This window comes from Elioraea sp. (assembly GCF_051860475.1).
Taxonomy (GTDB): Bacteria; Pseudomonadota; Alphaproteobacteria; order Acetobacterales; family Acetobacteraceae; genus Elioraea.
In genome coordinates this window covers 24449-35636 of record NZ_JBHYDW010000027.1, presented here as the reverse complement: position 1 = coordinate 35636, position 11188 = coordinate 24449, and the positions used below count along the sequence as shown (strand labels likewise).

Below are 11188 nucleotides of genomic sequence, written 5' to 3'. Positions count from 1 at the left end.
CGGCGGGCGAGTCCTCGGCGTCGTTGTCGGCCGCGATCACGAGCTCGGCGAGCGCCGGCGGCAGGACGAGCTTCCGGAGATTCTCGACCGCGACCGCGACCAGCACCCGGTAGTCGGGGCAGGCGAGCGCGAGCGTCAGCCCGTCCTCGATGCCTTCGCAGAGGATGCACCTGTCGCCCGGCGGCGCATCGCGCAGCGGCCGGCCGGAGGCGCCGCGCCACAGGCGGATGGAGCCGCCGGCGAAGCTCCCCAGCACCTTCCGCGGGTGCGCGAGCGGCGCCTTGCCCCACCGGCCGGTCTGGGGGTCCACCGCGAGCCAGGTGCGGTGCGTGGCGATGTGCTGGCCGTCGGCGTCGCTGATCGCCGCGACCATGGCGGGCAGCGGCCGGCCGGCCTCGCGGCATCGCAGGGCCGGATGGAAGCGCAGCGCGCGCGGCTGGCGGCCGAGCGCGCGCAGGTCGATCGCCCGCGCGGCGAGGTAGTGCTCCGCCGGCGTACCGGCGAGCTGCGGCCGCGCTTCGAGGAAGAGCTGCACGGCCGTGCGCCGGCGCTGCTCGGCCGCCTGCGCGCCGGTCGGATCGGGGTCGGGCCGCACGACCGCCGGGCGCGCCGGCAGGGCCAGCGGCTCGCGCCCTGGCGCCCCGTCGAGGCCGAGCCACTGCCGCGACCAGGTGACGGCCTGGCGCAGGTCGCCGTTGAACAGCACCGCGCCGACCAGGTCGAGCGCGTCGCCCCCCTGCCCGCCGGCGTGCTCGCACCACAGGCCCCGGCGCGGCCCGCGCAGCTGCACCGCGAGCGAGGATCCCGGCTCGCCGGCCACCGAGCCGCAGCGCCACTCGTCACCCTCGCGCCGGCCGCCGGGCAGCAGCGCCGGGGCCAGGTCGATGATCCGGCCCGCGAGCTGCTCGGCGATGCCGGCGGCGAGGCTCATGCGGCGCGGCGGCGGGGGGCGGCGGGCATGGGTGTGCCGAGCGGCGCGTCGCCCCATCCACTCAGCCGAAGCGCGCGGTCGGTCCCGCCGATCGCCGCGACACTCCGGCCGGCACGGTCAAGCGCTGCCAGCAGCGCGCGGCTGTCAGGCGAGCGGGCGGACTCGCCGTGCCGGAGCAGCAGCCAGTCGCGCCGCGCCCGCCATACCCCGAAGGCGGTGCAGAGCTCTTCGAGCGCCACGAGGGCCGCCTCCTCGCCATCGGACAGGCCGACCTCGTCGGCCCGCCGTTGCAGCGCGTTCGCCAGCTCCTCGGCGCCGAGTGCAGCGAGCTGCGCCAGCGTCACGCGCACCGCCGCGGTTCGGGTTGCGCTCATGCCGCGCTCGCCCCCTTCACGTCGGATGTGCTGCTGCACATCCGGGCGTCGACGAAACGATCGAGCTCTGCCCGCGCGTAGATGCAGCGGCGGCCGAGCTTCGCGAACTTCGGCCCGTCGCCGGTGACGCGCCAGCGTTCCAGGGTCGCCGGCGCAAGCCGAAGGTGCCGCGCGGCCTCCTCGGTATCGAGCCATCGTTGGTCGGTGCTCGACATGGTCTCCACGCCTCGCGGTGTGCTGCGATGCGTGGGAGGATCGGCACGCGGCAGAGTCCAGCAAAGCACTTCGATGCCTGTGCGGGATCATCTGGCTCACGGTTTGGCTCATGAGCCAACGCACAGATACCTCTTGATCGCCGCCGCGTGCCGTTTCGCTGTTGCCGTTGCCATCGCGGCTTCACCCGGTCGCGCCGCGTTTCGCAGGGCGGCCGCGACCCTCGCAGTGAAGCTTCTCTCATTCGGATGAGGGAAGCTCTCGGGGTCCCGCTGGTGCTTATCGATCACTCTTCCGATCTGAGACAGAAACGGCTCGCCGACGCGCGGGAAGAGGTCCTCGATGGCGGTCTAGTAGAATTGGCGCGCAGTTTCGATTCGTGTGGGCTTGGTGGGCGTGTTCTTGGGCGTGGCAGCCTTCTGCTTCCGCTGCCGCCACCCACGCCGCGCCCCCAGGTCCTCGACATCCGACCATCTCACTTGCGCCGGCCCGACGGGCTGCCAGACGGCAGGCAGAACCTCCCGTCGAAGGACCCGGGGCGGCAGGGATTCCGAGAAGTGCTTGATGATTTTTCCGCCGCCGAGCGCATTCAGAAGCCCGCGCTCGCGATCGATCTGCAGCTTGCCGAGCGCGACCTGGCTGGCGAGCGCGGCGGGATCGGCCGCTGGGAAGTTGTCGAGATGCAGATAGAGCGGTTCGCCTGCCTCCTTGGCCGCGGCCCGCCATGCCAGAAGGTCCGGGGACCATCGGAGGAGCACCCGCCCGCCTTCGATCGCCCGCCAGAGCTCGGCGAGCCCGTCGGGTGTCGCCGCGCGGCCGAGCCACCGGCCGAGCATCTCCCCGAGCTCGGCGAGCTCCACCCAGGCGGGAATCGTCGTCTCGTCCATGGTGTCGGTTCTCCTCTGCTGCACCGGCCGGAGGCCCGGCGCCGGCGCGACCAGGCGCGCCGGTGCCGAGGCCAGGGCGCCGCAGAGGGCGAGCGCGGCCGCCATCGTGCCGCGTCAGCTCGCGGCCTTGCCGCGCCGGATCAGCTCCATCTCGGTGCTGACCTCCGTCATCTGCCGGGACAGCCGCTCGGCCGCCCAGCGGATGCCCTCCACCGCGTCGAAGATCGGGGACGGCAGCTGCTCGGCCCCGTCGCGGTCCACGATCCCGAGGGCCGCGGTGGCGATCAGCGCCGCCGCGTCCTGCACATCGGTGAGCGCCTTTTCGGCGAGCGTCGCGCTTCGCTCCACGGCCGCGAGCGTGGCGGCCAGGTCATCCCGCTGCACCTCCAGGGCGCCGCCGATCACCCACCACACCGGCACGAGCACCGCATGCGAGCGCCTCCTTCCGAAGGGGACGGGGCGCGAGCTCCGGCGCGCGCCCGGAACCCGGATCAGGGCATGCTCCCACATCGCACGCCCGCCAGATGAGCCGTACCAGTGCGTGCCCTTGAACAGCGCGCGCACCCCATCGTGGCTGCTGGCGATCGCGATCATGGGCTGATGCCCGTCGGCCCGGACGGCGATCCCGATGGCTGCAAGCGCCTCGATCGCCAGCGCGCGAAGATCCCGCGAATCTGCGGCGGTTTCGGCACTCCCTGGCACCACCGTTGATGCCGCTCCGATCAGCAACCCACATTCGGATGTCGTGCCGCCGATCGCGACCTGGCTGCGGAACAGGTGCTCGAGGCAGGCCCACCAGTCGGGCTTGCATGGCGATAGGGCGGCGGTCTCGGGCATCTGGAGCAACCCGCCGGCATGTGGCGTCGGACGGTAGGCCGCGCCTGGCGTGCCGCTCTCCGGGGTGGGGGTGGCTGTGGTAGTGGTGTCGGTAGCCTTCATGTCGCGATCTCCTTCAAGGTCTCGCGGTGGGGGTAAGGGCCGCGCCGGTGGTTCCAGCACCGACGCGGCCCGCTTGTTCGGCCGTCAGCGCACGGGCCGAACCTCGCTCGGCGGCCGAAGGCCGTTCGGCCTGGTCGGCTGAGTGTTCATCGCTTGACGGACCGGGTGGCGGACACGGGCACGACCGCGCCGGTTTGGCCCCCCGGGGGGTCGCCTGGCGTGGCGATGCCGAGGGCGCGGGCCGCCACGTTCCCGATCATCTCGGCCGCCCGCTTCACCGGATCGTCGGCCAGGTGGGCATAGCGCGCGGTGGTGCTCGGCTGGGTGTGTCCGAGCAGCTTGCCGATCACGGGCAGCGAGAGCCCGGCGGCGGCGCCAAGGCTGGCATGGGTATGGCGAAGATCGTGCAGCCGCACCCCGGCCAGGCCGGCCCTGTCGCGCACGGCATACCAGGCGCGGTTGAGCTCGCTCACCGGCTCGCCCCGTTTCGTGCCGGGGAATACGAACGGATTGCCGTCGATCCGTTTCTGTGCCGCAAGCAGCAGCAGCGCCGGCGGCGGCAGGTGCACCACCTTCTTGCCAGTCTTCGATCTCGGCAGGCGCAGCATCGCCCGCTCGGTATCGACATGCTCCCACCGCAGCGTGCGGATTTCGTCGCGCCTCGCGCCGGTCAAGATCAGCAGCCGCAGCGCCGCGGCGTGCGCCGCGTTCATGCCCTCCGCCTCGGCCGCGGCGATCGCCTCGCCGACGCTGGCGAGCTCCGCTTCGTTCAGGAACCGCTCGCGCTTCTCTTCCTGGAACCGGGCGATGCCAGCACAGGGATTGCCGGCCGCGGCCATCCGGTAGCCCTGTCCGGTTGCCCACGTGATCAGCGCCGCGAGGGCCGCGAGCGCGCGGTTGCCCTGGTAGGGCGCTGCCTTCTGCTTGCGGTGCCACGCGGCAACATCGGCCTGGGTCAGAGTCGAGACGGGTTTCTGCCCGAGCTCCGGCAGGATCAGGCGCGTGAACAGGTCGCGGTAGAGATCGATCGTGCTCGCCCGCCGCTTCCCCTCGCTGTCCGCAATCCACTCGTCGAACACCCGCTGCACCGTCAGCCGCGCGGCCTCGCGCGCTTCGATCTTCTGGCCGTGCGGGTCGGCGCCCTGGGCGACCTGGTGCAGCGCCCTGAGCGCCAACGTGCGCGCCTGGTCGGGCGTCAGCGGACCGTAGAGGCCGAGCTTGAGCCGGCGCTGCGGCGACTTCCGGCCGCCGGTCCGATACTGCACGACCCACACCTTCCGCCCGCTCGGATACACCCGCAGCCCGAAGCCGGGCAGCTCGTCGTCCCACAGGAACACGTCGCGGTCGCGGTCGGGCCGCGCGGCGTCGACGGCGCGTTTGGTCAGCCGAAGTTTTGTTCCGACATCGTTTGAATTTTTAACGCTTGACGGACCGGGGGGCCTTAACACGCGAGGCCGGCCTGTTTTGGCCCCCCCCACCCCCTTCCTCTCTCGCGCAGCGGTCATCGGTTCTGCCTCGCGACGCTTCCGGCGGTTGCTCGCCGCCGATCCGGAAGCACCTCGATAGCACCGGAAGCACAACTGCCGCAAGCTTGAGCAGACTACAGCGGATGAAACCCTAGGCTTTTCCTACTCCATCGTGCTTCCGCACCCGCCATACAAGCTATGTTAGGAGCTTGGCGCACTCCTCAAACCGCGTCCTGATGTCCGCGAGCTCCATCAGAAACAGGCCCGGTTCCGGTGCGGTGATCTGGAACACGTTGCAGCGAAGCACGATCGCCATGATGGCCTCCTCCGATCGGTCCGCGCGCCCTGCGCTTGCGCCTCACCGCCTTGGGAGCGCGCAGGACCGCCTCGCGGCGGATCGGCTGCGCGACACCGTCCGAGGTGCTTGGCCGGAGCGACTGTTGCGGCAACCAATGATGCAGCAACGCCGCACGGCTGGCGTGTGATCAGGATCATGCGGGGCGCTGCCGATCGGCCGGCCGGTCGTTTCAGGTCCAGAGTTTAGCTGGTACCGAACAGCCGGTCGCCGGCGTCGCCGAGGCCGGGGCGGATATAGCCGCGCGCATCGAGCCCGCGATCCACCGCGACCGTGATCACCGCGACATCCCGATGCGCGGCGGCGAGGCGCGCGAGGCCCTCCGGCGCGGCGAGCACGCAGGCGACGGAGATCGTGCGCACCCCGTTCGCCTTCAGCCGTGCACAGGCCGCCGACGCCGTGTTGCCGGTCGCCAGCATCGGGTCGAGCACGATCGCCGCCCGCGCGGCGAGATCGGCCGGCGCGGCGAAGCTGTACTCCACCGTTTCCAGCGTCGCGTGGTCGCGATAGGCGCCGAAATGGGCCACTGGTGCTGCCGGCAGAAGCGTCTGGAATCCGTCCAGCAGCCCGAGCCCGGCGCGCAGCACCGGCACCAGGCAGGGCAGGGGGTCCGCGATCCGCGGCGCGTCTATCCCTTCGAGGGGCGTTACGATCGGCCCCATCGCGACCGCGAGGCGCTCGGTCGCCTTCGCGGCGAGCAGCAGCGCGATCCGATGCAGGGCGGCGCGGAACGCCTCGCGCGGCGTGGCGGCGTCACGCAGCACGCTGAGCGCATCCTGCGCGAGCGGATGGGCGAGGAGGATCGGCGGCATGGCGCCGCGGATCGTGTCAGGTCGGCCCGCGCGTGGCGAGAGAGGTGGGGTCCCGGCGATGCCGGGACCCCCGCCGGGATGCCCGCGGGAACGGGATCAGCGCATCCCGGCGATGTCGATGATCTCGCCCGCCAGATTCGCAACCGGGCCGACCACGCTGAGCGCGCCGGTCTGGACGTCGAGCCGGTGCAGCGTGCCACCCGCCAGCACGAAGCCCCAGTTGCCGCCGTCGCCGTCGGCGAGGATGTCGAACGCGGTCGAGGGCGGCAGGCTCATGCCGAAGCTCGCCTTGCTCTGCTGCACGCCGTCGTTCGGTGGCGCCTGGAGGTTGAACGAGCCGAGCAGCGTGTCGATCGTGTAGAGCGCGGTCTGCGTCGCCCCCTTCATGCTGTTGGTGTAGGCGCCGGCGGTAACCCGCGGCATTGTGCCGGCGTTGCGGTCGCCGTCGGCGTACTTGATCGCGCCGTCCACCAGCGTGGCACCGGTATCGACGTTGATCCTGAGATTCGCGCCGTTCATGCCGATCACCCGCAGCCGGTCCACGGTCGGGTTGAAGTCCACGACCGCGCGCCCGCCGAGATCGGCGCGCTCGGTCAGCCGGCTCAGCATCGTCGCCACGCCGGTGCGCGGATCGATCGTGTAGAGCGTCCAGGTGTCGGTGAGGGCGACCAGCGTGCCGTTCGCCGGACGCTGGTCGATCCCGAGCACGCGCCCCTCGACACCGCGGATCGCGACCGGCGCGGAGGCGCGGCGCGTCTCGGTGTCGATGCTGACGAGGCGGTTGTCGGCGGTGAGCCCGATCAGCGTGGCGGCGTGGCCAGGCGCGGGCGAAAGGGTGGCGGCCGCAACCGCGGCCAGAAGCAGATGACGCATGGTCGGTGGTCCTTCGCTGGGCTGCGACGACGGAGCGCCGTCGCGCGGGCTACGGACCAGGCGCCGCGCCGGATGCACCCGGCGGGTCACACGCGCGTGATCAGTCCACGCGCTCCAGCCGGCCGATGAACAGCACCGGTCCGGTCGGCCGGCCGACCGGCGAGCCGCCTGGCGGCTCAAGGCTGATCTCGACCAGCATCCCCTCCTGCGGCCGCAGCACGGCGGGATCGACGACCATGCGGCCGTCCGGCGGCACGAGGCCGAGCGAGACCGGCGCGGTGGCGCCGGGTGCGAGCCCCCAGAGCTGGAGCACGCGGCCCTCGTCCACGGGGCGCGGGTTGACCGCGCCGGCGAGCACGATGCCGCGCGTGGGGCTCGCCTCGACCACCCAGGCCGGCGCGGCGCGGTCCTGTTGCAGCACCGCGACATAGCGCGGCTCCTCGGGGGCGGGCCGGAGGATGAGGAGGGCGGCAAGCCCGGCGGCAAGCGCGGTCGCACCGGTGGCCCAGGCCTTCCAGAGCAGGCCCGTGCGCGACAGCCGCGTGAGCGGCACGATCGTCGACGGCGCCGCCGTGCGCGCATCGAGCGCCGCCTCGATGCGCGCGAGCAGTTCCGGCGGGGGCGCGGCCGGCGCGATGGTGTCGGCGAGCGGGGCGAGCCGGCGTTCCCACGCCTCGACCTCGTCGCGCAGCGCCACGTCGGTCTCGATCGCCGCGCGCATGGCTGCGGCCGTCTGGGCATCGAGCGTGCCCAGCACGTACTCGCCCGCGAGGGCCGCGCGTTCAGCGGGGTCGGTCGGGATCATGGCCGCCCCCTCATGACGCGAGGCACTCCTTCAGGCTCGCGAGCCCGCGGCGGATCCACGCCTTCACCGTGCCGAGCGGGGTCTCCAGTCGGGCCGCGATCTGCGCGTGCGACAGCCCGTCGACGAAGGCGAGCAGGATCGAGCGGCGATTCTTCTCCTCCAGGAACTCCAGGCAGGCGCGCAGGCGGGTCGCGTCGGCGGTCGCGTCCAGCGCCGCGGCGGGATCGTCCTCCACCGGCGCGTCGCCGAGCTCGGGGTCGTCGCTTGGCAGTTCGCGGCCGCGCGCCCGGGCAAGATCGAGCGCGACATGCCGCGCGATCGCCGCCAGCCACGCGCGCGCCGCGCCGCGCGCCGGGTCGAACCGGTCGGCGCGGTCCCAGATGCGCAGGAACGTGTCCTGGGTGGCGTCGGCGGCGGCGGCACGGTCGCGCAGGATGCGCAGGCAGACGCCGAACAGGCGCGAGGCCTCGGTGGCGTAGAGGTCGCGCAGCGCCGACCGCTCGCCCCGCGCGATCGCCGCCATGGTCGCCGCCAAGTCTGTAGCCCCTGCCGTTGCGTCCGTCATCCGCGCCCTTCCGATCGCATGCAAGAGCATCGGCCTCGCACTGTCCACCTTTGCGCCCGGCACGGGGCGTGCTTTCGTCTGTGGACCGGCGCGGCGCCATGCCCCTCTACGGAAGAGCAGGCCCTCCGGATGCAGAACGGGAGCGAGGCCGACGCCATGACCTGGTCCATTCTCGCGCGTGATCCCGACACGGGCACGCTCGGCGTGGCGGTGGCGACGCGGTTCTTCGCCGTCGGCGCGCTCTGTCCGCATGTCGAGGGGCGTGTCGCCGCGCTGTCCACCCAGGCGCTGATGAACCCGATGTACGCGATCGAGGGGCTGGCGATGCTGCGCCAGGGGCGGCCCGCGCCCGAGGTCGCAGCGGCACTCACCGCCGCGGATGCCGGCCGGGAATCGCGGCAGTTGCACATTCTCGATGCAGCGGGCCGGATCGCGCAGCACACCGGCACGGGCTGCGTGCCCTGGGCGGGCAGCGTGGTCGGCCGCGACTGCTCGGTCGCCGGCAACATGCTCGCGGGGCCGCAGGTGGTCGAGGCGACAGCGCGTGCCTACGAGGCCGCTGCGGCCGAGGGCGTGGAGATGGCCGAGCGGCTGCTGCGCGCGCTGGAGGCCGGCGAGGCGGCGGGCGGGGATTCGCGGGGCCGGCAGTCCGCCGCGCTGAAGGTGGCCTCGAAGGACCCATACGCCGATCTGGATCTGCGGGTCGACGACCATGCCGAGCCGATCCCGGAACTGCGGCGGCTCCACCGCCGCAGCAGGGCGCGCTACGCCGTCTATCGTCGTTTCCTCGCGGGCCCCGGCCATCCCGGCACCTTCGACCGCGCCGTCATCCTCGCCGCGGTCGAGGCTGAGGGCACGCCGAACGACGACGTGCCCGGCTCATGATCCCATTGCTGGAGGTCCGCGACCTCGCGGTCACCTTCGCCACCGATGAGGGGATGGTGCGCGCCGTGGACGGCGTCTCGTTCGCGCTCGCGGCCGGACGGCGGCTCGCCATCGTCGGCGAGTCCGGCTGCGGCAAGAGCGTCACCGCGCTCGCGATCATGCGCCTGCTCGCCGAGAACGCGCGCGCCGAGGGCAGTGTCCGGCTCGAGGGCGAGGAGGTGCTCGCCGCCGCCGAGGCGCGCATGCGCCAGCTCCGCGGCGGGCGGATCGCGATGATCTTCCAGGAGCCGATGACGAGCCTCAACCCCGCCTTCACCGTGGGCGACCAGATCGTCGAGGCGATCCGCGAGCACAGCGACGTCTCGCCCTCGCAGGCGCGCGACCAGGCGATCGCATGGCTCGCGCGCGTGCGGATCCCCGCGCCCGAGCGGCGCTTCGACGAGTATCCGCACCGCCTCTCGGGCGGGATGCGCCAGCGCGTGATGATCGCGATGGCGATGGCCTGCCGCCCCTCCGTGCTGATCGCCGACGAGCCGACGACCGCGCTCGACGTGACGATCCAGGCGCAGATCCTCGACCTGATGCGCGAGCTCTCGGAGGAGACGGGCACGGCGATCGTACTGATCACGCACGATCTCGGCGTCGTGGCTGAACTCGCGCACGACGTGCTGGTGATGTATGCCGGCCGGGTCGCCGAGCAGGCATCCGTGCAGGCGCTGTTCCGCACGCCGCAGCATCCCTACACCGTCGGGCTGATGGGCGCGGTGCCGCGGCTCGACGAGCAGGTCGCGCGGCTCGCCACCATCGAGGGCACGGTGCCATCTCCCCGCGCCTGGCCGCCGGGCTGCCGCTTCGCGCCGCGCTGCCCGTTCGCGATCGAGCGCTGCCGCACCGAGGTGCCGCCGCTCAGCGAGGTCGCGCCGCAGCACGTCGCCGCGTGCGTCCAGGCGCCGCTCGACCGCTTCGCTGCCGCCGCATGACCACGCTGCTCGACGCGCGCGGGCTGACCAGGCACTTCCCGGTGCGCGGCGGACTGCTCGGCCGCCCGATCGGGTTCGTGCGCGCGGTGGACGGGATCGACATCGCCGTGATGCTGGGCGAGACGCTCGCGCTGGTGGGCGAGTCCGGCTGCGGCAAGTCCACCGCCGCGCGGCTCTGCCTGCGGCTGATCGAGCCCGATGCGGGAACGATCCTGTTCGACGGCCAGGACCTCACCGCGATGGACGAGGCGCGGCTGCGCGCAGCGCGCCGGCACATGCAGCTCATCTTCCAGGACCCCTTCGCCAGCCTCAACCCGCGCATGACGGTCGGGCAGATCCTGGCCGAGCCGATCCGGTTGCACCGGTTGCGCCAGGGGCGCGCGGTCGACGATCGCGTGGCCGAGCTGCTGACGCTGGTGGGGCTGCGCCCCGAGCAGGCAACGCGCTACCCGCACGAGTTCTCCGGCGGCCAGCGCCAGCGCATCGGCATCGCCCGGGCACTCGCCTGCGAGCCGAAGCTGCTGGTCGGCGACGAGCCGGTGAGCGCGCTCGACGTCTCGATCCAGGCGCAGGTGATCAACCTGCTCGACGATCTGCTCGACCGGCTCGGCCTCGCCTTCCTGCTGATCGCGCACGATCTCGCCGTGGTGCGCCACATCGCCGATCGCGTGGCCGTGATGTATCTCGGGCGGATCGTCGAGCAGGGGCCCACGCGGGACGTGTTCGCGGCACCGCGCCATCCCTATACCCGCGCGCTGCTCGCGGCGATCCCGCGCCCCGAGCCGTCCGCGGCCGCGCCGCGCGCGACCATCGAGGGCGACGTCCCCTCGCCGATGAACCCGCCTCCGGGCTGCCGCTTCCACACCCGCTGCCCGTTCGCCGACGCGCGCTGCCGCAGCGACGACCCCGCGCTCGACGATCCGGGCGACGGGCACGCGGTCGCCTGCCATCACTGGCGGGCGCTGCCGCCGTGGCTGGGCCCGGAGGCAGGGACCGACCCGGCCGCCCGCGCCCGGTTGCACGCGCTCGCCCGTCACTTCAGGCCGGACTTGCCGAACCGCGCGTCCGGCGCGACCCTGCCCCCCTGAACGACAAGAACGGGA

At 72.8% G+C, this 11188-nt stretch carries 13 protein-coding genes; 3 read left to right on the top strand and 10 right to left on the bottom strand.

The features are described from left to right. From ACTIFU_RS07485 to ACTIFU_RS07440, 10 genes are all read right to left on the bottom strand, one after another. A partial coding sequence (locus ACTIFU_RS07485) for a DUF7146 domain-containing protein (protein WP_439577677.1) occupies positions 1-931 on the bottom strand: 931 nt, incomplete at its 3' end. Beyond that, positions 928-1305, bottom strand: coding sequence for a hypothetical protein (locus tag ACTIFU_RS07480; protein ID WP_439577676.1), 378 nt, complete (start codon positions 1303-1305; stop codon positions 928-930). The genes ACTIFU_RS07480 and ACTIFU_RS07485, both read right to left, overlap by 4 nt. Beyond that, positions 1302-1520 (bottom strand): helix-turn-helix transcriptional regulator, encoded by a 219-nt coding sequence (locus tag ACTIFU_RS07475; RefSeq protein WP_439577675.1) that lies wholly within the window; start codon positions 1518-1520, stop codon positions 1302-1304. The genes ACTIFU_RS07480 and ACTIFU_RS07475 overlap by 4 nt, the downstream gene beginning before the upstream one ends. Before the next feature lie 348 nt (positions 1521-1868). Then, complete coding sequence (locus ACTIFU_RS07470; protein ID WP_439577674.1) at positions 1869-2510, bottom strand: hypothetical protein; 642 nt, start codon at positions 2508-2510, stop codon at positions 1869-1871. A gap of 9 nt (positions 2511-2519) precedes the next feature. Beyond that, a complete protein-coding gene (locus tag ACTIFU_RS07465) occupies positions 2520-3344 on the bottom strand; it encodes a hypothetical protein (protein ID WP_439577673.1) in 825 nt (274 codons plus the stop codon). A 146-nt stretch (positions 3345-3490) separates the two neighbouring features. Then, positions 3491-4849: a tyrosine-type recombinase/integrase gene (locus tag ACTIFU_RS07460; RefSeq protein WP_439577672.1), complete on the bottom strand. Its 1359-nt coding sequence runs from the start codon at positions 4847-4849 to the stop codon at positions 3491-3493. Positions 4850-5350: 501 nt separating this feature from the next. Further along, the gene (gene upp, locus ACTIFU_RS07455) at positions 5351-5977 is read right to left on the bottom strand and encodes a uracil phosphoribosyltransferase (protein WP_439577671.1); all 627 of its coding nucleotides are present in this window, start codon (positions 5975-5977) and stop codon (positions 5351-5353) included. Positions 5978-6073: 96 nt separating this feature from the next. Next, on the bottom strand, positions 6074-6850 hold the full coding sequence (locus ACTIFU_RS07450; RefSeq protein ID WP_439577670.1) for a DUF4394 domain-containing protein: 777 nt from the start codon (positions 6848-6850) through the stop codon (positions 6074-6076). Between the two features lie 100 nt (positions 6851-6950). Continuing rightward, positions 6951-7655 carry an anti-sigma factor gene (locus tag ACTIFU_RS07445; protein ID WP_439577669.1) on the bottom strand — a complete coding sequence of 235 codons (705 nt, stop codon included), beginning with the start codon at positions 7653-7655 and terminating at the stop codon, positions 6951-6953. A gap of 10 nt (positions 7656-7665) precedes the next feature. Then, on the bottom strand, positions 7666-8220 hold the full coding sequence (locus ACTIFU_RS07440; RefSeq protein WP_439577668.1) for a sigma-70 family RNA polymerase sigma factor: 555 nt from the start codon (positions 8218-8220) through the stop codon (positions 7666-7668). 156 nt (positions 8221-8376) lie between these two features. On the opposite strand from ACTIFU_RS07440, the gene ACTIFU_RS07435 reads away from it, so the two are divergent. The 3 genes from ACTIFU_RS07435 to ACTIFU_RS07425 are packed head-to-tail and all read left to right on the top strand — an operon-like array spanning position 8377 to position 11173. Next, complete coding sequence (locus ACTIFU_RS07435) at positions 8377-9105, top strand: DUF1028 domain-containing protein (RefSeq protein WP_439577667.1); 729 nt, start codon at positions 8377-8379, stop codon at positions 9103-9105. After that, complete coding sequence (locus tag ACTIFU_RS07430; RefSeq protein WP_439577666.1) at positions 9102-10085, top strand: ABC transporter ATP-binding protein; 984 nt, start codon at positions 9102-9104, stop codon at positions 10083-10085. The genes ACTIFU_RS07435 and ACTIFU_RS07430 overlap by 4 nt, the downstream gene beginning before the upstream one ends. Continuing rightward, positions 10082-11173, top strand: a complete 1092-nt coding sequence (locus tag ACTIFU_RS07425; RefSeq protein WP_439577665.1) for an ABC transporter ATP-binding protein — start codon at positions 10082-10084, stop codon at positions 11171-11173. The genes ACTIFU_RS07430 and ACTIFU_RS07425 overlap by 4 nt, the downstream gene beginning before the upstream one ends. The last annotated feature ends 15 nt before the right edge of the window (positions 11174-11188 follow it).